At 65.5% G+C, this 22,499-nt stretch carries 28 protein-coding genes; all 28 read right to left on the bottom strand.

Annotated elements, in window-relative coordinates; all coding sequences use genetic code 11:
• Positions 1–18: 18 nt before the first annotated feature.
• Entirely contained in the window at positions 19–1,527 is a 1,509-nt protein-coding gene (locus tag KF733_04175) for a hypothetical protein (GenBank protein QYK56683.1), read from the bottom strand.
• A gap of 24 nt (positions 1,528–1,551) precedes the next feature.
• Positions 1,552–2,631: a hypothetical protein gene (locus KF733_04170; GenBank protein QYK56682.1), complete on the bottom strand. Its 1,080-nt coding sequence runs from the start codon at positions 2,629–2,631 to the stop codon at positions 1,552–1,554.
• 9 nt (positions 2,632–2,640) lie between these two features.
• Complete coding sequence (locus KF733_04165; GenBank protein QYK56681.1) at positions 2,641–5,016, bottom strand: phage tail protein; 2,376 nt, start codon at positions 5,014–5,016, stop codon at positions 2,641–2,643.
• Complete coding sequence (locus KF733_04160; GenBank protein QYK56680.1) at positions 5,017–5,481, bottom strand: C40 family peptidase; 465 nt, start codon at positions 5,479–5,481, stop codon at positions 5,017–5,019.
• Positions 5,478–6,362 carry a DUF2163 domain-containing protein gene (locus tag KF733_04155; protein ID QYK56679.1) on the bottom strand — a complete coding sequence of 295 codons (885 nt, stop codon included), beginning with the start codon at positions 6,360–6,362 and terminating at the stop codon, positions 5,478–5,480. The genes KF733_04160 and KF733_04155 overlap by 4 nt, the downstream gene beginning before the upstream one ends.
• Before the next feature lie 25 nt (positions 6,363–6,387).
• Positions 6,388–7,002 (bottom strand): hypothetical protein, encoded by a 615-nt coding sequence (locus tag KF733_04150; protein QYK56678.1) that lies wholly within the window; start codon positions 7,000–7,002, stop codon positions 6,388–6,390.
• 46 nt (positions 7,003–7,048) lie between these two features.
• A complete protein-coding gene (locus tag KF733_04145) occupies positions 7,049–7,276 on the bottom strand; it encodes a hypothetical protein (GenBank protein ID QYK56677.1) in 228 nt (75 codons plus the stop codon).
• Positions 7,276–7,512: a hypothetical protein gene (locus KF733_04140; protein ID QYK56676.1), complete on the bottom strand. Its 237-nt coding sequence runs from the start codon at positions 7,510–7,512 to the stop codon at positions 7,276–7,278. The genes KF733_04145 and KF733_04140 overlap by 1 nt, the downstream gene beginning before the upstream one ends.
• Positions 7,513–7,527: 15 nt before the next feature.
• A complete protein-coding gene (locus KF733_04135; protein QYK56675.1) occupies positions 7,528–8,163 on the bottom strand; it encodes a DUF2460 domain-containing protein in 636 nt (211 codons plus the stop codon).
• Positions 8,164–8,186: 23 nt separating this feature from the next.
• On the bottom strand, positions 8,187–10,787 hold the full coding sequence (locus KF733_04130; protein ID QYK56674.1) for a hypothetical protein: 2,601 nt from the start codon (positions 10,785–10,787) through the stop codon (positions 8,187–8,189).
• 36 nt (positions 10,788–10,823) lie between these two features.
• Positions 10,824–10,994, bottom strand: a complete 171-nt coding sequence (locus KF733_04125; GenBank protein QYK56673.1) for a hypothetical protein — start codon at positions 10,992–10,994, stop codon at positions 10,824–10,826.
• Between the two features lie 26 nt (positions 10,995–11,020).
• On the bottom strand, positions 11,021–11,422 hold the full coding sequence (locus KF733_04120; protein QYK56672.1) for a hypothetical protein: 402 nt from the start codon (positions 11,420–11,422) through the stop codon (positions 11,021–11,023).
• Positions 11,422–13,704: a hypothetical protein gene (locus tag KF733_04115; GenBank protein QYK56671.1), complete on the bottom strand. Its 2,283-nt coding sequence runs from the start codon at positions 13,702–13,704 to the stop codon at positions 11,422–11,424. Before KF733_04115 ends, KF733_04120 begins: the two co-directional genes overlap by 1 nt.
• Positions 13,704–14,174, bottom strand: coding sequence for a hypothetical protein (locus tag KF733_04110; GenBank protein QYK56670.1), 471 nt, complete (start codon positions 14,172–14,174; stop codon positions 13,704–13,706). Before KF733_04110 ends, KF733_04115 begins: the two co-directional genes overlap by 1 nt.
• Before the next feature lie 234 nt (positions 14,175–14,408).
• Positions 14,409–14,843, bottom strand: coding sequence for a hypothetical protein (locus KF733_04105; protein ID QYK56669.1), 435 nt, complete (start codon positions 14,841–14,843; stop codon positions 14,409–14,411).
• A complete protein-coding gene (locus tag KF733_04100; GenBank protein ID QYK56668.1) occupies positions 14,840–15,214 on the bottom strand; it encodes a hypothetical protein in 375 nt (124 codons plus the stop codon). Before KF733_04100 ends, KF733_04105 begins: the two co-directional genes overlap by 4 nt.
• On the bottom strand, positions 15,214–15,591 hold the full coding sequence (locus tag KF733_04095; protein QYK56667.1) for a hypothetical protein: 378 nt from the start codon (positions 15,589–15,591) through the stop codon (positions 15,214–15,216). The genes KF733_04100 and KF733_04095 overlap by 1 nt, the downstream gene beginning before the upstream one ends.
• A 3-nt stretch (positions 15,592–15,594) precedes the next feature.
• Entirely contained in the window at positions 15,595–16,239 is a 645-nt protein-coding gene (locus KF733_04090; protein ID QYK56666.1) for a hypothetical protein, read from the bottom strand.
• Complete coding sequence (locus tag KF733_04085) at positions 16,232–16,615, bottom strand: hypothetical protein (GenBank protein ID QYK56665.1); 384 nt, start codon at positions 16,613–16,615, stop codon at positions 16,232–16,234. Before KF733_04085 ends, KF733_04090 begins: the two co-directional genes overlap by 8 nt.
• 15 nt (positions 16,616–16,630) lie before the next feature.
• Complete coding sequence (locus tag KF733_04080) at positions 16,631–16,867, bottom strand: hypothetical protein (protein ID QYK56664.1); 237 nt, start codon at positions 16,865–16,867, stop codon at positions 16,631–16,633.
• A complete protein-coding gene (locus KF733_04075; GenBank protein QYK56663.1) occupies positions 16,836–17,285 on the bottom strand; it encodes a hypothetical protein in 450 nt (149 codons plus the stop codon). The genes KF733_04080 and KF733_04075 overlap by 32 nt, the downstream gene beginning before the upstream one ends.
• Entirely contained in the window at positions 17,286–17,621 is a 336-nt protein-coding gene (locus KF733_04070; protein ID QYK56662.1) for a hypothetical protein, read from the bottom strand.
• A gap of 67 nt (positions 17,622–17,688) precedes the next feature.
• Positions 17,689–18,807, bottom strand: coding sequence for a major capsid protein (locus KF733_04065; GenBank protein QYK56661.1), 1,119 nt, complete (start codon positions 18,805–18,807; stop codon positions 17,689–17,691).
• Positions 18,808–18,823: 16 nt separating this feature from the next.
• Positions 18,824–19,594 (bottom strand): head decoration protein, encoded by a 771-nt coding sequence (locus KF733_04060; GenBank protein QYK56660.1) that lies wholly within the window; start codon positions 19,592–19,594, stop codon positions 18,824–18,826.
• The gene (locus tag KF733_04055; protein QYK56659.1) at positions 19,594–20,820 is read right to left on the bottom strand and encodes a hypothetical protein; all 1,227 of its coding nucleotides are present in this window, start codon (positions 20,818–20,820) and stop codon (positions 19,594–19,596) included. Before KF733_04055 ends, KF733_04060 begins: the two co-directional genes overlap by 1 nt.
• 17 nt (positions 20,821–20,837) lie before the next feature.
• Positions 20,838–20,975 (bottom strand): hypothetical protein, encoded by a 138-nt coding sequence (locus KF733_04050; GenBank protein ID QYK56658.1) that lies wholly within the window; start codon positions 20,973–20,975, stop codon positions 20,838–20,840.
• Positions 20,976–20,983: 8 nt separating this feature from the next.
• Positions 20,984–21,277 carry a hypothetical protein gene (locus KF733_04045; protein QYK56657.1) on the bottom strand — a complete coding sequence of 98 codons (294 nt, stop codon included), beginning with the start codon at positions 21,275–21,277 and terminating at the stop codon, positions 20,984–20,986.
• 164 nt (positions 21,278–21,441) lie between these two features.
• Entirely contained in the window at positions 21,442–22,491 is a 1,050-nt protein-coding gene (locus KF733_04040; protein QYK56656.1) for a minor capsid protein, read from the bottom strand.
• Between the last annotated feature and the right edge of the window lie 8 nt (positions 22,492–22,499).

Genomic DNA, 22,499 nt, shown 5'->3' with positions numbered 1-22,499 from the left:
AGCCACTTTTCATCACGATCACGTCATGACGGAGGACAGAAAGCTTTGGAAATGGGTACCGACAGCATCGTGCCCCGGAGAAGCCGGGTGGACACCGTCCTGTGTCTGCACATCGCTCCTGACCGAGAACGTGTCCCCCTGGGCCAGCGACGTAAACCCGTCCGCGAAGTAGCACTTTGTCGAGTCGCTGTACCAAACGGTCCTCGACTCGGCGCCCTTAACGACGACCATTCCGCGGAACTGGTCGGTGGCATAGGTGCCTGCCGGCAACGTCAGCGCAGTGGTCGTTGTCCCCGCTCCGGCCGTGCCAGTCAAAACGATCGATGCGACCGCTGGCTTCCAGTAGCCGCCGTTCAAGGCAAGGACGCCCTGCTTGTTGACCTCGACCGCCTCGCAAGGATCCCAGACAAATATCCGCCCAAGCGATCCGGCAGGGTTGAGTAGCCTGGCACGTGCCATGACCGCCTTTGAGATAGACCCCTCTCGCCCAGCGTTGTTCACTGCCTGGCGCTTTGTCTCGTCAGCGGTCGTGTAGCTCTGGTTCGCGACGGTCACCCAGCCGTCGCTCGAAGTTGTGCCGGGTAACGCCAGGCCCAGGATCACGTTTCGGCCGGCCGCGACGTGAGGGGCGCAGAAAGCCACGATGTTGTCGATGATCTGGGTCGCCGACAACGACGCTAGGTCGTTCCTCCAGTTGTGGCAGAGCACATGGGTGCAGAACCGCGCCATCTGGTCTCGCACCCCACGGTTCGGCCTGGAGAGGATGGTCGAGAGCTTCTCCGCCCCGTAGCCGTGGACCAGCGCCCCGTACCGACCGATGCAAGCGCGCCGCACGTAACCGCCGGTAGACCTTCCCCAACCAGCGTCTCCGGCGCCGCGGCCGATCGAGTCGGTGTAGCCCATGACCGTTGGATAGCGTTTACGGCTCGGGGTGCGGACCAGGCACGCGATCGCGTTGTAAGCGATGTTGCGGTCGCGGCGGAAGTCCCATGGGTCGCCCGAGTACGCGCGGTCAGCGTCGACGTACCCGTCGCCATAACCTCGGCCGCCTTCGGCCGTCCCCCCGTGCACCGATCCGCCGTTCGGCCGTGCGCTGCCCCCCGTGTCCGGCGTGATCGACACTCGCTCTCGGAAGCGCTCGCCGGGCGCCACGAAAAACGGAACCGGGTCGGTGCAACGGATCGCGCCGGCTGCGATCCTCGCGCCGTCGAAGTCGCCGTCGAAGGCGCACTTGACGATCGCGTCATTGAAGTCGTCGACGTTCCCTGGCACCATCGTTTGGAGGGCGGCCTTGACCCGAACCGCGTTCGCAGTCGCCACCTCACTGTTGGTCGTGCCGTCCTTCGTGTAGTTCCCATAGACCAGCACGATCTCCTCGATCGGTTCAGGCAGGTAGTTAGGCAGCCAATCGACGGCATGGTGGTGGAAGGTGGTGCCCCCGGTCATACCCGTCGTCACCGCGTCGTAGTGGTTTGAACGGACGCCAAACGGGAACCACCCGTCGAGAGGGTCGAGGTTAATCGGCATTGCCGCCCAATTACGGGACTCGCACTATCCGGGGACGATCGTGCCCTCTACCGGGGACAGCGAGCCGAACGACCCGCGAGGGAACGCTGTCCCCGAAGGGCAGCTCACCGGCAACTTGTGGCCCCGGCTTGCCGGGCGGATCGTCCAGTCCTCGTACTTCGCCGCCTTGAGCACGCGTACCGCGGCCCTAAACCTGTTCGGCACGTCGATCGCGTCCAAGGTCAGCCCGTGCACATAGTGGGCGACTTCGACGAGGTCGGTGTCGAGCGAGTCTAACGGCTTCCCGCTCTCGTCGTACCGCTCGACCCGGCCGCGCAGGACGCTGACGTTCCGCGCGTCGCCGCTAGGCTCACCGATCTGCATGACGGGTGTGCGGCACACTGTGAAGTTGCAGTCCTCGAACACGGTGTCCTCCACCCCGCCGCCAAGCCAAACGTTCGGGGCACAGCGGGAATCGAAGAAGACGCCGTCAAACTTCACCCGCGTCTGGGTGGAAATGCGCTTGACGACGAGCGCAGGGCCCAGGTTGTTGGTCAAGACTCCTCCGCGAAAATTGACGCATTCAGCGTCGGCAAGCACGACCGCGGCCTCGCGGAAAGACCCTTCGGTCTCAATGAGCGGGGCGTTGCCCCACGTGTTCCCCCCAGCTGAGAACACTTGGCTCGCCGAGAACTTCACCGCGAAGAGGGGCCTGGTCAACGAGTTGTAGTCACGGACTGAGAGGGTGAACCCGGCCATTGAAGGGCGCACCCCGTCGAACAGGACGACGCCGCCCGACCAATCGCCGGTAGGCGAAGGTTTGACGGTGAGCTGTCCTTCGACCACCAGCACAGCGCACGGCGGACGGCGGGCCCGGTCCGGGCGGAAGACGAGCGGTCCGTCGGTCTCCACGACAGCCCCGCCCGTAAAGACGATGTGGGCCTCGCGGCCGGTGCGGTGCGGGCCGTCGATGGCCTCCGCGACCATCGCGTTCAAGACGCGCGTCGTCTCACTCGGAGTGAGGAACTGGAACACTCGCGTGTCGATTACCCGCGTGTCTGCCGCGGCATGGCAGGAAACAAGCGCCGCCAGGAGCGCGCAGGGCCCCTTTGAGATGGATGGCATGCGGCCCAACTACGGGAGCCCGGCATAGTAGCCAAGGAGCGATATGGACCAGTCGTCGATGTAATCGCCGGTGACCCGGTATTCGAGCGACCGAGCGGGGTCAAGCGCCGCCAGGGCCTGGACAGTGCTTCCGGTGTCATCGGTGTCGCCGGCCCAGACCATAAGCGCCGTGTGCTCTACGGCGCCGGACGACGCACGCAATTCGATCTTGGCCCCTGACGGTGGGTGAGACCCTGCGAGCACCAGCGTGACCTGGAGTATCGCAAAGCGCGCCCCGTCAGGGACGTCACTGCTTAGATCGATCGGCGTCCACGATCCGACCGCGCTCGATCCCGACGCGAGCGAGACCAGCGCCGCGAGGAACGTCGGCCAAACGGCGGCGGCCGCCAGCGCCTCGCCGGTGGACGGGGTCCTGGGGGCGATCACCACCGGCTTGGCCGTGACGTCGGCAAGGGTCTGGTAAGCGCTCAGGCATTTGACATAAACCGTCTCGCCGACATAATCTTCGCCGACTTGTACGCGGCCTAGGTCGGTCGTCGCGGCCACGAAAAGCTCGCCGATCGAATGGCCGGCCATAGGTGTGCCCCTCAGACCGCGCTTGAGGTCGCTCAAGGTGTACTCGTAGCTGGCGTCAAGGCCCGCGGTCGCGACGCCGACGATCTCGTCGCCGATGACGGCTATGTTCTCCCCAGCGTCCACCTGGGCTTGCGAGACCGACGCGAGCGAGCCCTTGGACGTCGTCAAATCGACTTCAACATCGTTGACCAGGTCGAACTCGCCCGCGACCGCTCCGGAGTCCGAAAGGGCAGTCTCCGTCACACCGAAAGCGCTCCGGCCGGTGATCGTCGGCCCCTGCGTGTACGTCGTGCCCCCGTCGAGCGAGTACCATACGCTGCAGCCAGACCAGCCTGCCTCGCCGGTCGCCGCGACGTAGAACCCCGGCGAGTATTGGTGGCCGTCGAGGAGCTCTCTGCCGGACCAAACGACGAACGTCGTCGGCACTACTTCGTACACGGCCCCACCGCCACCCCCACCGGCCCCGGGCGGGTCCTGTACCGTGACACTGGCTCCGTCAGGTACGAGCTCGAGCACGATCGGCCCAAAAGGCATGAGCCGCCCGGTCGTCACCCTTGTCCTCACGGCGCCAGTGTCCGTCGGGACGAGCACCACGTCCGCTGGGGCCAGCGGCAAGTAGCGAGGAAGCAGGTGCAGGGTCAGCGACTCAGTTTCGGTCCACAGCCGGTCTAGCTCGCGGGCCGCGATCGCCCGAGCCTCGTCGCCGGTCATGGCCATCGGCAAATCGATCGTCCGGCTGTTCGCAACGTCAGCGGTCTGGCGGACCTCTGTCTGCACGTTTTGCTGTGCGTCGGAATCGACGTCGAAGTAGCGAACGTCGATCCGCCCAGGAAGCTCGGTCTCCATTGCCCGCCGGCGTTCGACAGCCTCTATGGAGGATCCTTCGAGGGAAGCGCCGACATGGTCGCTCGATACCGTCAACACCGGCGAGCCCCCTAGCGGCACCAGGCGAATGACACCGTCGACTTCGACCGCCTCAAGCGCGCCGGCGGTGAGAAGCGACGTGGCAAGGTCTTGTGGCGCCGCCCGCCCCTGCTTCACGACGCCCTTGACCTCAGAGGTCGCTGCAGTGACGTCGAGCTCGCTCGGCAGTATCCCGACCATCCGTGCCAAGTCGCTGAAGACCTTGCCGTAGTCGACGGCGGCAGTCTCGACCTCGACCGAAAAGTTGGGGATCCGGTTCCCAAACTCTTCAAGGCTCATGTCGGTCAGCACCATGTAGGCCGTGCCCCTGAACGCCGGCGTGGCAGAGCTGCCGAGCCCCATGGCCGAGACGATCGTCGAGTCTGGGGCCTGGCTTTCACTGCCGTCGTGCCAAACAGGGGTCACGATATTGCTGGGCGCAGCCGAATCGTAAACAAGCACGTCGTCCGCCCAGACGCGCTTGAGCTCGGGCGCGAGGTGGACAAGGTCGCCGTTCGGCATGTGCAACGTGCCGGTGCAGACCGCCACCGCAAATGTCGCGGAGTACCAGTAAGTCGTCACCGATCCGCCGCCCCCTCCAGAGCCTCCTCCGCCGCCGCCCTGCGAGCGCTTGTGCTCGACTAGGTGGTTCCCGTCCACCTCTTTCACCCAGACGACCTGCCCGCCCACGCGGCCACGGCCCCACACGACCGGGTAGCCCACGCCGTACTGAGAGCCGGAATAGCGCAGGTCGCTGAGCTTGCCGTACTCGGAGTCCGGTGCGTCCGGGGCATCGAGCCAGCTGCCGATCGTCGTCCCGATCGCCCATCCCCACCGCGCGCCGGCCGGCCCGCCAAAGGCTGAACCGACCAGGGCGCCGACGCCGCCGAGCACAAGGGTCGCCACCTAGGCGGCCTCCCTCAGCTCGTTATGGCGCCAGACGGACTCGACACAGCCGGCCCAGAAATCGTCGAGCGGCGTCTCCACGACCGCGTTGACCGACGGGGTAGACCAAGCGTGCACGAACGAGCCGTCCCCCGTCCAGACTCCCAGGTGGTGGTACATCGGCGAGCTAGGAGACCTGCGCGTAAACAGCAGCACGTCTCCGGGCCTTGGCTCTTCGACCGCGCGGGCGCAGCCAAGAGCGACATTCATGAAGAGCTCTGTCTCGTCGCACATCGAGTAGCGGCCCGGGTCGGTGACGGTCAGACGCGCAGCTTGCCAAGACGCGAGCACTAAGCCGGCGCAATCCACGCCGACGCCCTTCACACGCCCGCAGTGGTGCCAAGGCGTACCGATCCACGACCGAGCCTCGCGGACGATACGCCTGCGCAGCCAGAGATAGCCCCCGCCGTCGTTTAGCTCCGTCATGACCGGGGCGGCCGCCCCCTCTTCAGCACCTTGTCGTTGCCCGGCAGGTCGGGCTCGCCATGGAAGTTGTTGGCGTTGGCGAACTTACTGCGACACGTGGCGACAAGCCGGTCGCACCCAGCTTCCAGCAACGCGGTCTCGCCAGCGGTCACGGCGAACGGGAACGGGGTGCGCAACTCGATAACCGCGTTGCCTGAACTGAGCGCGTGCGTCTTGACCTCGCGCTCGATGCCGCTGTTTGGGCCGCTTGTAAACTTGACGATGCCGTTCGAGTAGTGACCGGTCGGGGCGCTGTCCGAACCGAAAGTCAGGGAGACGCCGGACCCGCCAGAAAGCGTCTTCGTCGCGCAGATCGGCACCCCGCCGACCGTGTTGCCAGAGAGGTTGACCTTGCACTGTGCGTCGCCGAGCCGCCTCACCCGACAAGCCTTACTGGTGACGTCGCCGACGTTCTGTTTGAGCAGGTGGCTCAGAGACCTCACTTCGGCCCGGAACTCACCGTTCTTGCTCGTGACCTCACCAATAAAACCGACATGGAGAAGCGCGGCGCCTGCCGCGACGTCCCTACGGTCGATGACGCGGACCGCGATCCTGGCCCCGTCGTAGGCGCCGGCGACTAGGTCGGCCCCTGATATCCTTGCCGAGCTGAGCGATCCTAGGATGTCCAGGTTATCGACGCCGTTGCCCGACCTGCTTTGGATCTCGGTATGGCGCAGCCCGTCGGTCGGCTCGTAGACGTCCCCGCCGAACGTGACCGGCTCGTCCGCGCTCGTGAAGCCAAGCTTCGTCCCGTCTTTGCGGGTAACAAGGACGAGGACGGCGGGCTCGAACGACTCGGACTCGATGGCGGCCAGCAGGCCCGCTGGGACGGTTCTCGGCATCCCGGCCAACTACGCCGTCTGGGCCTCAATCGATCGATACGAGGTTGGCCGCCCACCTGGGCTTTGTCAAGGCAGCCTTCCACCGAGCCGCGATCTTGTCGTATCCACGACGGTTTGGGTGCACGAGGTCGGCTAAGTCCGTGTTCTCGTCGATCGCGGTGTACATGTCGACGTACCTCACGTCGTTGCCGAAGGCCGCGTAGTCGCGCGATAGCGCCCGAAGCGTGCGGTCGACCGCACCTGCCCAATCGTTCCGCGCCTGGCCGTAGTTCGACCGGGTAACGGACCCAAGGAACACCGTAACCCGGCGACCGTTAGTGACGGCGTCCAAGAGCAGCCGGTACCGAGACTCCATTTCGGGCAAAGGCGACCAGTAGTCGTTCGTCCCGACCATCAGCAGCACCGCGTCGGGCCGGTAGCGGTCGAGCCATGCGACCACCCCGTCTTGGCCGTCCCGCCCATACACCAGGTCGAGGATCCTCCATCCACCGAAGCCCGCGTGCTCGGGGTCGTCCATTCCGGACGAGTTTTCGACCGACGGCCCGACAAAGTCCACAGCGAACGGTAAAGAGGTCTTTAAGGCCTGCCTGTAACCACAGGGCGACCCCGCGCCGGCGGTGAGCGAATCACCTACCGGCATGACCATTAATGCCCCTAATAGCATGTAACTATAATGATTTGGCGCATTACAGGTTTCCAATCCCTGATTTCGGCCCGTGGTTTTTACCGACCTGGGAAACGTCGATGACGATCTCGTCTCCATGCCCGAGCCAATCGTCCACGTGCCGCACGGCCAGGCCGATCGCGTCGGGGAGCATGTTGTGGCGCACGACAGTCTCGCCCATGGCGTTAAGGACTTTGTAACCAAGTTCGTCCGATACGACTTTGAGGACGACCTGACGGGGCGCGTCCATCAGCCGCATCTCTTCAGGGCGACCAGCCCCGAGACGAGCCTGTAGGCGACGCGCCTGCCATGGGCGGCAGGTTCTGCCACGAGCGCCTGGCCGGCTTCGACGTCGGCGAAGACCACGTCCTTTCGCTCTACACCATCGATCGTCACCATCGTGTTCTTCGCGTCCGGGTGCCAGCAGCCCATACGGATCGGGTTTTTGAGACGCACGTCGGCGTTCAACGCAGCGAGTAGTTCCACGGCCTGCCATTTACGTCACTCGCGGACTTCGACGATCGCTATTCCTTGCCAAGAACCTGAGAAGACAGCGCGGTTCTCAAACTCGAGAGAGTCGGTGTCGAACCTGGCAGGCACGTCGAACTCGCCGGTCCAGCCGATTGCGACACCGTTCCCGGGCGCCGCGACGAACGTGACCAACCCGGTCGAGTAATCGACGGAATAGTCCGTGCCAGCCGCCTTAAGGATCCCATTGAGGTAGATCCTTACAGTGCCCGAGACCGGCCGCGTGACCTTGCGCACGACGGTCGACGGGCCGCTGGGATAAAGCTTGGCGAGCTGGAACTCAGTCTCGTCCCCGTCTCCGGTAGCGATCGTGACCGGTGACGTGTAGACACCGGGCGCGGCCCTGGTCCCGACGTAAAAGTCGCTCCAATCTTTGAACCTGAAACTGTGCAGGCGGCCCATCCGCGCGTTAAAGAAGGCGATGATGGCGGCCAACCGGTCGCTGTCCCAGCTCGCAAGGTCACAGGTGTAGCTCCTGCGGGCCTCGGACCAGTTACCGATCCGTTGTTCGAACCCGGCCGACGAGCCGACCACGGTGGTGAGGAACCGAGGCCCTCCCCTCATGCCGCGGGATACGTCGGTCGGGAACCGCACGTCGTGGAAGGCCATCAGCTGCCCAGTACGGGCCGCCTTCAACCGTTGCGACGCATCGCGCGCATCGTGGCCCGGCCCATTGCCTCAGCGATCTGCCCTTGCGAACGAAGGAACGACTGGGCGTCCGGCGTCGATACGTGCACAGCCACGTTCACCTCGCCGCCGTAGCTCGTCGAGCTCGTGACCGATGCGCCGCCCGCCATCGCTGACTCCTGCCCGCCCAAGGCAGACCCTCCGGGCCGGAGAACGCGCTGGGCGCGGGCGAACCCGTCGCCGCCGCTCCACAGGTCGCCTACCGAAACCCCCGACTTGCCGCCACCGCCGCCGCCGAAGGCACCGCCGATCACACGGCCGATCAGTCCGCCGACGGCAGACCTCACTTGGCTCACGATCCATTCACGGGCCATGTCGGCCAAGAGTTGCCTGAAACCGTTCAGGACGTTCGAGAAGAAACCGTTGAACCCGTTCCTCAGCAAGTCGTCGAACATGCCCATGAACCGGTCTTCGACCGTCGCCGCCATCCTCTCCAGCTCGACGCGGAACCGCTCGACCTTCTCCACCTTAAGCGTCTCCGCCATGACCCGCTCTGCCTTCTCCATGCCGTTCGCGATCCGCTCGGCGCTCGTAGTGCCGACCCCGAACGAGTCCGCCAGCTCGAGCGTGCGCTGCCGGGTGCGCGAAGCCTCGTCGCCGGCCATGGCCGTGCGGCGCTGGATCTCGGCCATGGCAGCGCCATAGCGCTCGCCAGCTGCCATCGCGTCGGAGAGCCAGGCACGAAACCGGTCGTTGGCCTTCCTTGCCGCCGAAGAGCCGGCGGCGAGCTTGCCCCTAGCCTCTAGGTCGCGGTCGGCGTCGCCCTGGCCGATCTGCGACATCATGTCCTGCATCACGCGCTTGACCATCGCCTCGCGGTCTTGCTCGTCCGCGCGCGCCTGCTCGTCGGCCGATCTGGCGCGGTCGCGTTGCCCCGCAAGCCAGAGCTCGGTACGGTCTGCCATCCCCGAAAGCTGTGCGGGGGTCTTGCCTAGAGACGCGTTCAGCGCTTGCTCGTAACCCGGCGCGCCCTCGCGGAACGACTGCAGCACTTTGACCCGCTGCACCTCGGTCTCGGCTGTGAGGAGCGCCTTGTCGACCGCAAGCCGCACGACACGGGAGAACTGGTCTTCCCAGGCCGACCGGTCTGCCTCGATCCGGCCCGACAAGGTCTCGTCGACCGCAAAGGGGTCTAGGGGCGCAAAGCCGCCCGAACCCCGGGACGCGCCGCCGCCACCGACCTTGCCGGACAGCCCGCCGGCGCCCGAACCCTGGGACGCGCCGCCGCCGCCCGAACCCTGGGACGCGCCGCCGCCGCCCGAACCCTGGGACGCCCGGGGGGGCGCCTGTGGCCCAAGGCGGGAGAACTCTAGGAACTGCCGGTAGCGCGCAGGCGACAACACGGACTTCATGCGCGCGTCGAGCTCGCCCCAGCGGCCGCTCGCCTGGTACTGCGCGATGAGCTTCTTGAGGTCGCGGTCGGACGTCGCCTGTGGGTCCGGGTCAGCAAAGTTCGCGAGCGCGTCGGCCGCCATGTTGCCGAGCATCATCCCGCCGATAAACGGCACGGCACGGCCAAGCAACCCGCCGAGGGCTCCCCCGGACGCGCCCGCGCCGCCTGCGGCGGCCGCACTTGCCTGCGCCGCCTGGGCCCGTGCCGCCGCTGCGGCGACCGCGTTCCATGCGGCCGCGAGGTTCCCGACCGCGACCATCAAAGGGCCGAGCGCGATGGCCACAGCCCCGGCCCGGACGATCCATTGCCGTTGCTCACTATCGAGGCCCTTCAGCCAGCCGACGGCCTGGCGCACCACACTGACAAAGTCCTTCGCCACCGGGAGCAAGGTCTCGCCTAGGGCGGCAGCGACGTCCTCGGTCTCGGCCGCTAAAGTGCGCTGTTGGTTGGCCAGGTCGCCCGACGTCCGCGCGTAGTCGCCCTGCGCGTCCTTGGTCTGCTCGAGGATCTCTTTGAACCGAAGCTGGACCTTGGTCCCCTCATCGAGCTTGCTGAACTGCTCGGTGATGCCCTCGGTGAGGGCGCGACGCTGCAACGTTTGATCGCTGAGCAGCACCCCGACCGAGCGCAGTGGCTCGATCTCGCCGACGAGGCCCGACCGGATCTTATTGAGGGCGTCCTCGACGGAAAGGTTCTTGAACGATGCCAGGTCGGCCGCGAGCTTGACCGTCGTTACCGAAAGGTCGGCCGAAGCCTTCTCCGTCAAGCCGCTCGCCTTGTAGATCGCGCCAAGGGACGCCGCGTACTCGTTCGCAGCCCGTTTAGAGACACCATAGGCGCTGGCCGATGTCTCGGCGAACTCCTGCACCACGCCGGCCGCCCGCTTAAACGTCTCGTTAGTCGCGTTCTGCGCCTCCCCGAGGTCACGGGCAGCGTTCACCGCCTTGACCGCCGCCGCGGCCAAAGGCGCGCCGATCGCGACCGAGACGGCCGTCCCCGCCGCTTTCATGCCTTTGACAAACTCGTCGCTGAACTTCTTGGCGACGGCCCCGCCGCCTTCGACCGCCTTTTTCTTGGCCGCGTCAATGTCGCGGTCGAACGAATCTAGAGCCGCCCGTAGGACGACCTCAAGCTCAGCGACCCGGCCCTGCATCGGACGCCAAATACGTCCCGGCCTGCGCTACAGTCACTACCGGCCTCCTGCTTGCCTGGCCCTCTCCGCCTGGGAGTGCTGCTCCGCGTTCACCACTGCCAACACCCATTGATAGTGGTCTGCCCGCATGGACAAGACGTCGGCGGGCATGGCGTGGAGGTACTTGGCGACAAGGACGACCTCGGCCCACCAAGGCAGCTCGCCCAATTCTCCGTCCGTCGAGCCCCAAAGCCTCAGCTCGCGGACGTCGATGGGTTTGGGCTTGCCGCACCCAGCACGGCGAAGAACGTGCTCCTGAGGATCCGCACCGGCACCGAGCGTAGGCCTGGATCGTTGGTCGGGACCGGCTCTCCTCCCCGAGCGAGCGACCACTCGATCCCGATCGATAGCAGCACGCCGACCACGTCGTCCACTTGGTCGTAGACCGTGCGGCCCTCGCCAAGCTCGCCGTCGTCGAACTCTTTCAGCACGCGCTCCATGCGGAGCATCGCTTCGACGGTCAAGCTCGGCAACGAGTAAGACGCCTCGAACGAGCGGCCTTCCTCGACCTGGACCACGACCGATTGCCTTTCCGAAAGAAGCTCGTCGACCTCGACGAGCGCCCTCTTCGCCCGCTTGCCGATGCGGACGGCCATTAGTAGCTCGCCACCCCGTTAACGAGCACAAACTGGCAGCTCTTGCCCCAGGCCGGGTCAAACCGGTTGGAGAACCCAAACCGACGGGCGACGATCTGTTGGTCGTTTTCGATCGCTCCTAGTTCGTTGACCTGACCGGCCAAGGTGACGTCGAGGCTGAACTTGGTCGACGTGCCGGGGATGTTGACCTTTGACGTGTACAGCAGCCGCAGGTAGTTAAGGGTGTTGTCGCGCTTCGCGTTCACCATGGTCGTGGCGACGCTGTTAGCCTCGATGAGCACCGCTCCCCTGAGGGTGACGTCGTCCTCGGTCGCGTGGGCGAAGGAATCGAGAGTGTCGTCGAGGACGAAGACCGGCGCGTGCTTGCCGCTACAAGACCACTCCGAGCTGAAGCAGGCCGCCAGTTTTCCGGCCGCCAGTCCCGCGAGCGACGTCGCGAAGTAGACGTTGGCCTGGCCCGGCTCAATCGGCACACATGCGAACTCCGTATAACCGCCCAACGTTGTGATCGCAATCGTGACGTCCGGCGACGAACCGCCTGTCAGGTTGTTCGCCGCTAGCTCGAGTGCAGGCTGGGCCTCGCCTGCCAAGGCCGCCCCGAACGTCACGGTGAACGGCCCAGAGCCAGTGACCGTGACGTTGCCCGAACCGATGGTGCTGAGCGCCTCCAGGGCCGCCTGATAGGCCGCCGCGTTCGCGTTGTAGGCGATGTTCGCCGTCGTCGCACCCTTGAACCGCAACTTGAAGTTGCCCCCCGTCGGTGAGCCGGTGACGGTGACGGTCTGTACCGCGTTCGATCCCGGCGTGAGCGTTGTGAGCACCATCCTGCGACCGATCGCTTGGCCGTCGATCGACGGCGACTCGTTGCGCTTGACGGACATCCCGAGGGCGGTCAAAAGGACATAGGCGTAACGCTCGGCGTTCGTCTTGTCGCCCCACTCATTCGTGTAGGTCCTGAACGGGGATTGGCCACGAGGGTCGAAGTTGAACTCGTGCCGGTAAACTCCGGTGGTGACGGTCGTGGTCACCGGGTCGCCGAACAGGGACCGTAGCAGGAGACCGAGCTCGTCGTAGGTGGGCTTGCCCGTGACCTGGCCGGTCGCCATGTCCCCGCCGTTGTTCACCTGCATCCCGGGGATCAACTCGCCTTGGAACCGGACTTCCTCACTGGCCTCTTGTGACTGCATGGTCAACCGTGCCGCCTTTAAGAGGATCGTCGGGGAGACGGGCGTTCCAGGGGTGACCTCTTTTCCTAGGACGCATCGCTGTAACGGGTACTCGCGTGGCATTTCCAGCGAGCCCATTACGGATTGGTGCGTCACCACTGCGCGGACGACGTCGACGCGCCGCTCGGTGTGCAGTGCCTCGCCGCTGGGGCCGCCACGGCGCACCATGGCGCCGAAGGTGGAGAGCGCGATGTCGTCAGGCTCAAGGGGCAGCCCCCAAAGGTCGAGGACGCCGCCGAGGGTGTAGGTGCCCCCTGACGGCCCGACCGTGAACGTCTTGGTCTCTCCGACAGGGGTCGAACCGTCGAGGGTGAGAGAAACGTCGAGCCGCTCGAGCTGCCCGGCCCCACCGTCCCATCCCGGGGTGAGGAGAGTCGTGCCGTCGCAACCATAAAGGCGGAACTCGTTCACCCTTGGCCCTGAGGAGTCGCCGAAAGCAGGCGGTTCGTCCAGCTCGTCGCGGCTCGAATAGCGCCAATAGCGGGCGACCGTGCAGTCGGCCAACTCTTGGTCGTACGTCCAAGGGTCGCCCGGCAGATAACCTGGAGGAGTGTCGGGGGCGTATGACACCGGCGTCCACGTTGTCCCGTCGTCCGAATAGTGCCACTCGCGGCGGGAGGAGCCGGCATAGTTCGTCCCGATCGTGACGATCCGCCCGACGCCCGTTGCCAAGCCAAGGTCGTGCACGACCGTCACTCCGCGCCACTCCGAGAGCGACTGTGTCGCCCACCCGTAGTAAGTGCCGGCGACGCCGTCGTATGTCTCCGGCGCGTCGTCGACCAGGTCGCCCAGCGCCGCGGCGTACTCCTTCAGCCCTTTCCCTAAGACGACCGTGCGACCGGGGCCACCCGTGCCGAGCGCGACGACCACGACCTCAACGCCGAGCACCTCGTCGTCCTCTGGGAGCACCCGAGACGCCGCGTCAGTCAGTCGGAGCCAGCTCTGCGCACCCCCCGGCGGGTACACAGCGGCTGAGCCGTCTTCGGCTAGCGCGTTCGTGGGTGACGTCCACCCGGTTCCCACGGCGGACTGGAAGACCAGCACTCGCTGCGGCATCAGAGAACCTCGCGGAGAGCCTCCGCGACCGCTTCTTTGACGACACGCTCGGTCTCTGCCTCGAGGGAAGCCAGCGCAGGCTCAAGGAACGGGCGCGCGGCCATTTTCGGGGTGCCTTGCTCGACGTAGACGCCGTACTCGACACCGACCGCCACTTTGGCCTCCAAGTCGGCGGGCCTTGGCGAAGCGGCACCCTCGGGAGGCGCCTCTGCGCGCGATGCCGTGGCGTACTGCTCCGCGGCCCTGGCCAACGCTTCCTGGCGCTCCGAGCTGTCGGCCGTCTCTACGTAAATGCTCGCCTGCATGGCGCCCGTGTCGATGGGCCGACGGGCTTCTGGGTAAGCGCCGATGTTATCGATCGCCCGCGCCTGACACTCGGACGCCAGGGCGCGCACCGCTCCGTCAAGGCCTTTGCGGACACCGCTTTTTGCGAGGTCGAACCGGTCTATTCTCAGGCGCACCTCTGCCATTAACGTGCCAAGTACGGCAAACGCCGGGGAGGGCGGGGTTCGAACCCGCTAGGACGGTCACGGCTTTTCCGGCGGCCTGCTGCCGTGTGCCGCGCAAGCGCGCTCGACCACTTCTTTGTCCGCGTGCTTGGGCATGCGCCCGAGATTCCGCGTTGGGGACTCGAATCGCACCGAAAAGCGGCCAGAGTCAAGGGCAAGTCAGCGGCGCAACTGAGCCTGACCGACGACTGAAGCCTAGATCGGCGGGTTGTTGAAGTCGATGCCCCGCGCCCGCAGAGTGAAAACCCCACCGATCTCGATCCTCCTCGTGCCGTCCATAGCCACGTAAGACCTGTCCCAAGTGCGCTTGCGGACGCACATGTAGACGGCGCCTAAGCCGGGATAGTCCGCCCCGGACGCATTAAGAGCGTCGTCAATCTCGTGGGCCCAGGTGAAAGCGAGCGACGTTTCAGAGTCGGGCAGATCGGCGACCACGGCATAGTCAACCTCGATCTCGAGCCGAGTGCCACCGTGGACGGCGACGTCGCTCGGCTGGCCAACCGGCCAATAGACAATACCTTTGTCGAAATCCGGCGTGGTCGGCCCAGGCGAAACGCGGATCCCGGCGAGCAAAGGCCTTGCGCGCAGCACCGCGGGGATGTGCTTCTTGATTGGGGCGAGGTCGCTCACGCCTTGCTGTCCACCACCAGCAAATACTTGCCAGAAGCCTGGCCCACCGGATCCTCCTCAACGCCTACCACGTTGAACAGGGCCGAGTCGGAAAGGCGCCGCAAGCGGTCGTTGGCCTTCGCGGCGAGCTCTTTCGGGACAGCCACGCGCCAGGCCCTTTCGTGCACTGTACGCATTCCGTCGGGCACCTCGTCCGCCCTCAGCGGCCGCCAGCGGGTACGGACGTTGGCGGCCACGACGGTGACCGAATCGGTCTCGCCGAACTCGCTGGCCACTTTCGCGACACGCTGGAGGTCGCAAAGGGCGGCCATCGTCTCAGACCGCATGCGCTCGGCTTGGGCGCGCATGCCGCCAGTAAGCCGCGAGTGCATCAGATCCCCAGCCTGTCCAGACCTGCCGTCGGGGCCATCTCACCGGACACAACGTCAGGCCCAAGCGAGGTCGCAGTCGTCTTCGTGACGTTCGCCCTCATCCTGGCAGCGAGCTCCGTCCAGTGGCGCACGCGTTGCTGGGTCCATTCGGACTGGATCCCAGCTTCGTCTTCGAACCGTTCAGGCTGCTGGGAGACACGCGCCACGCACGACTCGGCCAGCTGGGCGACACCCTCGCGGAAGCCGCGGAGCGCGAGGAGCGCTTCGACCTCCTCGTCCTCTAAGAGGTGGGTCGTGCTGTCGACGTCGCCCAAGAGAAAGCGGGCGTAGTCGCGCCCCTCCGCCCCGATGTTCACCGAGTCGTACGTGAACGCCATGTCTTAGCCTCGGCCGAGCGCCTCCGACAAGGCCTTCACCATCTGGTCCTTGGTCTGGGCCGAGGGATCCAGGTTCACATTGAGGGTATCGGCAGCGTCCTCCAGCTGGCGCTTCGTCGCCTTCGCCGCCGGAAGCCATTCGTCGCCGACTTTAACCTCGATGGAGCCTTCGACGACCCGAGCCGACGGCTCAATCTTCCAACCCCGCTCGGCCCCATGCGCAAAGGCATCGTTTACGCCAGTCGCGCTGGTCGGGACACTGAGTTCGACCACTGTGGCGCGAAGCTCAAGGATCTGGGCCTTCAGCCAGTCAATGGCCGTGTCGTCGGTAACACCGTCCCAGCCAAGGTCTCTGGCAGCGCCTTCGACCGCGCTTACAACGGCTCGCGAATAGTCCTCCAGCCGCGTGTTCGCCGCTTTCAGGTCGACGATCCGATTTACGATGAACTGGGCCGGGTTAACGCCGGCACCGTCTTTCCAGCCGCACTCTGTGGCCAGGAGTTCCAAGCTCTCGGTGCCCCCAAGGGTGAAGGGCTTGCCTCCTTCGACGTCAGGGAGTTCGGCGACGGTGAAGACTAGCCGACCATCGTCGAGACGGACGGAATCGCCTCGCTCAATTGCCGCGACCGCTTGCGGATCCTTAGGCACAGTCAGCCTTCTCCTTTTCGCGCTTCAGCCAGAGGAGAGCCTCCTCGAGCTTCGTGATGGCGAGCGACGCCTCGCGATTAGGGCCACGCTCGCCTCCTTGGCGGAGTTGCCCCATCAGGCTCTCGATCACCGCCGCCGGCTCCATGGGTCGCAGTTCCGCTGCAAGGTCGTCGTCCGGCACCTTCTCGCACATGTCGGCACTCAAGGAAAGCGTGGTCTTTCCGCGCTCAGGGCCGTTCCCCTTCATGTGCTCGACTGTCTCAAGGGTCGCGTTGCAGAAACGGGGGTCTGCGTCAGGGCTTACGCTCTTCACGGTGCAGTGGAGCACAACGTGGTCGCCGGCCTGTAGAAGGTTGCCGTTCTTGTCGTGTGGCATCGCTGGCCCATTACGTCACCAGCGGCCGCCCATGACGACCCCAGACTCCGATTCCGCCGCGAGCTCGCCCCGCTCCTGCATGACCGAAGACCACTCTGTCAGGCACACGATCGGAACGCCGAGCACGGCCTCCCAGACCTTCGCGATCCTCTCGTGGTTCTCGCGCGCTTTGCCATAAGCCCGTTGCCTGTCCCCGTAGACGAGCGTCCTAGCCGCTTCATTACATGCTGACGAGCGGCCTGACCTTGGCATGGGCCTGGGCACAGCTGCGAATTAGGTGCTTGAGGTCGGCGTGGTGGTGGTCGCTGGCCCTTACGGTCAGGACACCGCCGGTGCGCTGTTCGGGAGCGGCCCTTTGCGACCAGGCCAGTTGCTGGCGCAGCATCGCCACTTCTGCCTCAAGCTCGACGTTCCGCCGGATCAGCTCGCCGGGATCGCTCGAGGGGTTCGCAGCCCTCGCCACCACTTGGGCCGGGGTCGGCTCATGCGCCTCTGGGGGTGGGCCGGGCACATGCTGCGATAGGAGCTTTGCCCGCTTCAAGACACCGTTCCAGGCCCTGCCCGGCAACTGGGCCATCAACCACGCCTGCCTCCGCTCGTCGTACTTGCAGGACTCAGCGTGCGCGATGATCAGCGCGTCTTCGTGGTCGGTGTACTTTGGGGCGGCCACTTACTCCCCCCGCTTGATTTTGTCCCAGACTGCGGCATATCCGGCGAGGTCGACCCAAGAGTCTCGGTGGTCCAGGTTTCCCGCAATCCTGGCGAGCTTCAGCCCGGCCATACAAGCGACCACCTGCTCTGCGCTGATCGGAACGCCGAGCACGGCCTCCCAGACCTTCGCGATCCTCTCGTGGTTCTCGCGCGCTTTGCCATAAGCCCGTTGCCTGTCCCCGTAGACGAGCGTCCTAGCCGCTTCAAGGACGGTGCCGGCGTCGTCCGGAGGGCCACAAAGGATCTGGTCGAGCTCTGCGACAAACCCTGCAAACCCGTCTTCAGTGTTTTCCACACTCGGCCAAGTACGAAGGAAGGGGCCGCCCGAAGGCGGCCCTGTAGTAGCGGCGTAAGCCGCGTTTTTATTCGGTGCTGATGCGGGCGGTCGCGGTCTCCATGTGCTTCCGCGGGAAGCCGCGCTGCACACCCCAAAGGGTGATGTTCGGCGGGTTAAGGTCGGGAGAGCCGGTGCCGTAGCCGACCGGGCCCCGGACTGGCGAGGCAAACCCCCCGCCGACCAGTGCGACGTTGGCCTTGTTCCCGACGATCGACTCGGTCACCACCGCGTTCGCGAAGTCCCAGACCGACGTGTTCCCATCGAACGCCTTCACGCTCAGGATTACGTCCGCCGCGTTGAAGTAGCGGCTCGATGTCTGCGTCCCGTCCTCGTTCTCGACGAAGTAGACAGCGTCCTCGACCTCGATATCGATGTCGAGCACCGCGCCGACCACCTGGCGGAGCGGCCCCAGCTCAAGCGTGTTGAAGTTGAACCCGACCGGCAGGTCGAGCTGGCGCACGACCGCTGCGAGGTTTCGGAACTCCGTAGTCGAGGCCATGAACTGCAACTTCGCGGCGCTCATGGTCACGCGGTCGTACCGAATCCCGTACTGCTGGATGGCAGTGTCGCGCATCTCGCGGATGTCCGTGACTGGAAGCGCCGTGGCCTCGTTGCCCGCGATCCAGCGGCGGTTGCCCGCGAGGGTCGTCTTCAAGTTCGCCGGCATGCCCCAGCTCATGTTAGTGAACTGGATCCCGAAGGCATTGTAGGTGCCGACGTCCGACATCATCGCGCAGACCAGCGCCGCGCGCCGGGCCTCGACGCCGTCCAAGATCGCCCGTAGCGAGCGCATCATGTAAGAGTCGAAGCTCTGCAGGTCGCCCGGCAAAGACTGGCTTTGCAGACGGTTAAGCAGGTTCAGTTTGCCCTGGCTGAAGTTCATGCCGATCTTGAGGTTCGGCACCTTCGTCTGGGTAAGGCGGAGAGGCTCGGTCCCTCGGACGCGTGCCTTCCCGTCGTCGGCGATGATGTCGGCCGCGACGATCAGGCCGGTGACCTTGGCCGTGATCTCGTCCTCGTCTGCGTCGACGTTCAGGACGCGTTGGGCCGCGGCGGGCAGCTGGGCGCCGCGCCGGTCGTAGACGTCGTCGATGATCCGGCTGATCCGGTTTACCGACAGGAGCTCGGAGAGGGTGTATGCCATTGTCTTAGCTCCCCTCTTACGAGGTCCAGGTCACTCCCGGCAGGGCGGAGAGGAGGTTGGCCTCCGTGGGCTGCCCCGTGCCACCGACCTTGACCCGCGCCTTGAAGAAGATGCCCTCGTCGTAGACGTCTCCGGTGTGGTCGCTACCGAGCTCGCTCTTTACGAGCGTCTGGCCCTTGATCCACACTTTGCCACGCTTGCTGGCCACCGTCTGCCGCCCGTCGCTCGCGTTAGCGTCGTAGGGGCCGTACTTCCCGCTGGCCGTGATCTCCACCAAGACCGTGCCGTACTCGAGGAACTTGTCGCCGGCTTTGACCACCGTGCCGTCCGTCAGGGTCAAATCCGCTTCCGCGCGGCCCTTCGTCGTCTCGACGATCGTGACGCTCGGCGTGGAACCGCCCGTCAGGTTGTTCGCGGCGAGGGTCATCAACGCCACGTCGCTGTTGCGGAGGCCCTCGACGAACTCGACCGTGAACGGCCCGGTGCCAGAGACCCTGGCGTTACCGTTGCCGATCGTGCTGAGCGCCTCGAGCGCCGCCTCGATCGTCGCCGCGTCAGCGTTGTGGTTCAGGTTAGACGTGGTCTGGCCGCCGAAACCCAACTGGAACGTGCCGCCGGTCGGTGAGCCGGTGACAGTCACAGTCTGCACTTCATTGATGCCGATCGTGGGGACAGTGCTCCAGTCGATCGTCAAGCCCCCGACCTTCCGCCGGCCGGTGCTCGGGTCGGCGATGCAGGTCAGGCCGCGACCGGTCTTTCCGATGTCCGTAGGGCCGAAACCTGGCATTACGCCTTGCCTCCCTTGCCAAAGACCTTTTCGGCGCTCACCGAGACCGGCAGGACGCCGTCTTCGTCAAGCTTTGTCTCGGCACCCATGACGACCAGCTTGCCGTTCACCAACTCCTCGGTCCAGCCGACCTTAGGCAGGCCGGCGATGGTCTGGCGAAGGGCAGCCGCCCGCAGGCCCTCCGCGGGTCGCCCGGCAGAAAAGACCACGGTGCCGCCGTTATCGTCGAGCAGCGCCTGGCGGTACTGCGCAGAAAAGGCCTCGACCGCGGCGGGCGGGACGCGGCCCCCTGCCTTGATCTCGGCGGTGAAAGTGGCCACCGCCGCGTCGAGCTGCCCGTCTGTGGCAGCCTGGGGCGCGGCAGCGCCAAGACTGGCCTTGAACTCCGCCAGTTTTTGAGTGACGATCTCGCCGACCTGTTCGGCGGAGACGCCGCTCGAATGGGCGGGCGAGCCCGGCGCGGCTGCGCCGAACTGCGCCAGCTCTTCGTCCGGCGTCTGGTTTAGGAGCCCTTTCAGGCCCGCCCAGAAGTTCTTCATCGCGCCCCCAATACGTGCCGGCTTTGAGGAGAAGGCGGCGAGCAGGCCCGCGTCCTCGACCCTGGGATCGAGGACCAGCGAGACCTCGACGATGCGCTTGGGATGCTGGCTCCAACCTAGCGAGAGCTTGGGCGCCTGCCCTTTAAGCGCGTCCTTGACCCAGCCGCTGAACCGAATCTTGCCGAACAGGTCGAGTCCTTCACGCCAAACCTTGGCAAGCTTGCCGACGTTGAACGGGTCGGCATGGGTAAAGACGCTGCGCATGTGCTCGACGATCACCGGCGCCGGGAGCGCGTCAATCTCTGTGACGGCCTCGTCGGCCTCGGCCTCGTTGATGCCAAACCCTTTGTCCGGATAGTCACCGATCGTGAACAACTTCGCGGTGACCTCGATCGAGCCGTCCGCCAGCTCCTCGATGTGCCCGGCCGTAAACTTGGTGTACTTGATCGTCTCCCAAGTCCGCACCTGCCGCACCTCTTCCGACTGGCCAAGGGTCACCTTCCCGTCGTCATCGATCTCGTAAGGCACGCGATAGTGCCGCACGGTGCCGTTCGGCTGGTCGATGCCGTAAACCGCCGCGTCGTCGTAGAGGTCGTAGACGTAGGCCGGCGTGTCCGGCGGAAGTGTCGAGAGGATAGCGGCCCGCACCAGCTGCCGCACGTCGTCAAGGCTCAGTTTTTGGGCCATCGCCGGCCCAACTACGCCTAACCCTTGGGCTTCTTGACCTTCTCGATGAACGCCAGCGGGTCTACTTTCAACGGCTTTGGGCCGTCCGGGCCGGAGACGAGCAGGTCAGGCTTGAACTTAGGTGCCACGAAGTCTTGGGGATTTAACCCCTTCATGCGCCGCTTCACTTTTTTCGGAACTTCCATGACTCTAAAACCTCCTCGACCGCCTCTCCAATACGGTCAAAGTCGCTCCATTGTGCCAGCGCCTGGAGGGGATGCCCCTCCAAAGAGGTTCGGACGCCCTCCATCGCTGCCTTGTCGCGCGACTTAGCGGCAATGTACTGCGCGTAAGCCCTAGCCCACATTTCTTGGGGGAGAAGGAGGTACCTGGCCCACTCGACCGCGTTTTCGTCAGCCTCTGGCTCCCCTGGGATTGGCAGTCGGCCCGTTTGGGCGATGTAGGCGCAAATGGACATCTCGTCGGAGTCCAGGGCCGCCTCGAAAAACCTTTGGGCCGGCCCATCGCCCTCTAAGGCACGGGAAGTGACGCTCCCGCGGTCGGTCTGCGAGGCGATGCCCTCGTCAAGGTAATGGCCGTACTCGTGTATGAGCGTGAACCTTCGGTTAGAGGCAAGCGGGTTCAGCCGGGTTTACCCGCGCGATCAAGCACGCTGTCGATCGGCCGCATGCGCAGACCCGGCCCCCACTTTGGGTGCATGGTCTCGACGTAGATGTCGGAAAGGCCGATCCGGCCGTCCCTCCACAACTCGTACCTGGCTTTGCCTAGCTTTTCCCGGGCCACATCGGCGGGCTGCCTGCGGAGCCACTCTTCCCCGGTCTCGACCTTCGTCTCGAAATACTTGACCTTCGGACGGAGCGTGCACCTGCACCCCGGGTGCCGGTGGAACGACTCGCCGTGCTGGAGCACCTGCCCGTGCTGAGCCACGCACATCGGGCAGGTGCGGGCGTCCAACGCGGAAACGATGATCGAGGCTTCGACAACGTCCTTGTTGGCGGAGTAGTTCCGCTGCTGCGCGGTTGTGTAGACCCGGATCGACTCGGTCCGGGCGATCAATACGCCACGGCCTTGCAGCGCCTGGCCCAGCCGTTCATTGAGGCGCCTGCCGATCTTGCGCGGGTTCTCGCCGGCGGCGAGCCCGTCGAACCAAACCTCCTGCGCGACCTTTGCGGCCCCACTGGCCACGTCTTCGAACAGGCCCGTCAGCGGGGATCCGTCGCTAAAGCTGCCGACCAGGTCCTCAAACGCGGCTTTGGGCAACGAGCGGAACGACGAACGCACCGAAGTTGCCCGGACGAGCTCCTCGGAGTCGGCCCGCCCGGCCAGCGCCGACTCGCGCTGGCGCCGTGTCGCCGTGCCCAGCGCCTTTCCGGCAAAACGGGCCGACTCACGGTTTACCGCGGCCAGCAACGCTGCCCAGCGCTCCTGTCGCTCGAGCCAGGCACGACTGACCAATTCGCCGTTTGCCGTAGCCCGCTCGACCTGTGCCTGGACTTCTGCGAGCCGCCGGCGCATCCCGCGTTCGGCGATCCGGTAGGCGCGCTGGATTTCGCGCACCGCCTTTGCCTCGCCCTCGAGCAAGCGCTGACGGTGCCTGGCCGCGACGGCATAGACGTCGCTCGCCCCCGGGTCTCGCTTGGGGACGCCGAACAGCACTTTAGGCCAGGCCACGGACGACC

The organism is Fimbriimonadaceae bacterium (assembly GCA_019454125.1).
Taxonomy (GTDB): domain Bacteria; phylum Armatimonadota; class Fimbriimonadia; order Fimbriimonadales; family Fimbriimonadaceae; genus JALHNM01.
This window is presented reverse-complemented; position numbering and strand designations above follow the sequence as displayed.

Excerpts from the sequence above, each read along its gene's own strand:
- KF733_04175 (QYK56683.1), bottom strand. The coding sequence starts at position 1,527 with ATGCCGATTAACCTCGACCCTCTCGACGGGTGGTTCCCGTTTGGCGTC.
- KF733_04170 (QYK56682.1), bottom strand. The coding sequence starts at position 2,631 with ATGCCATCCATCTCAAAGGGGCCCTGCGCGCTCCTGGCGGCGCTTGTT.
- KF733_04160 (QYK56680.1), bottom strand. The coding sequence starts at position 5,481 with ATGACGGAGCTAAACGACGGCGGGGGCTATCTCTGGCTGCGCAGGCGT.
- KF733_04155 (QYK56679.1), bottom strand. The coding sequence starts at position 6,362 with ATGCCGAGAACCGTCCCAGCGGGCCTGCTGGCCGCCATCGAGTCCGAG.
- KF733_04150 (QYK56678.1), bottom strand. The coding sequence starts at position 7,002 with ATGCCGGTAGGTGATTCGCTCACCGCCGGCGCGGGGTCGCCCTGTGGT.
- KF733_04145 (QYK56677.1), bottom strand. The coding sequence starts at position 7,276 with ATGGACGCGCCCCGTCAGGTCGTCCTCAAAGTCGTATCGGACGAACTT.
- KF733_04135 (QYK56675.1), bottom strand. The coding sequence starts at position 8,163 with ATGGCCTTCCACGACGTGCGGTTCCCGACCGACGTATCCCGCGGCATG.
- KF733_04130 (QYK56674.1), bottom strand. The coding sequence starts at position 10,787 with ATGCAGGGCCGGGTCGCTGAGCTTGAGGTCGTCCTACGGGCGGCTCTA.
- KF733_04120 (QYK56672.1), bottom strand. The coding sequence starts at position 11,422 with ATGGCCGTCCGCATCGGCAAGCGGGCGAAGAGGGCGCTCGTCGAGGTC.
- KF733_04115 (QYK56671.1), bottom strand. The coding sequence starts at position 13,704 with ATGCCGCAGCGAGTGCTGGTCTTCCAGTCCGCCGTGGGAACCGGGTGG.
- KF733_04110 (QYK56670.1), bottom strand. The coding sequence starts at position 14,174 with ATGGCAGAGGTGCGCCTGAGAATAGACCGGTTCGACCTCGCAAAAAGC.
- KF733_04100 (QYK56668.1), bottom strand. The coding sequence starts at position 15,214 with ATGCACTCGCGGCTTACTGGCGGCATGCGCGCCCAAGCCGAGCGCATG.
- KF733_04095 (QYK56667.1), bottom strand. The coding sequence starts at position 15,591 with ATGGCGTTCACGTACGACTCGGTGAACATCGGGGCGGAGGGGCGCGAC.
- KF733_04085 (QYK56665.1), bottom strand. The coding sequence starts at position 16,615 with ATGCCACACGACAAGAACGGCAACCTTCTACAGGCCGGCGACCACGTT.
- KF733_04080 (QYK56664.1), bottom strand. The coding sequence starts at position 16,867 with ATGCCAAGGTCAGGCCGCTCGTCAGCATGTAATGAAGCGGCTAGGACG.
- KF733_04065 (QYK56661.1), bottom strand. The coding sequence starts at position 18,807 with ATGGCATACACCCTCTCCGAGCTCCTGTCGGTAAACCGGATCAGCCGG.
- KF733_04060 (QYK56660.1), bottom strand. The coding sequence starts at position 19,594 with ATGCCAGGTTTCGGCCCTACGGACATCGGAAAGACCGGTCGCGGCCTG.
- KF733_04055 (QYK56659.1), bottom strand. The coding sequence starts at position 20,820 with ATGGCCCAAAAACTGAGCCTTGACGACGTGCGGCAGCTGGTGCGGGCC.
- KF733_04050 (QYK56658.1), bottom strand. The coding sequence starts at position 20,975 with ATGAAGGGGTTAAATCCCCAAGACTTCGTGGCACCTAAGTTCAAGCCT.
- KF733_04045 (QYK56657.1), bottom strand. The coding sequence starts at position 21,277 with ATGTCCATTTGCGCCTACATCGCCCAAACGGGCCGACTGCCAATCCCA.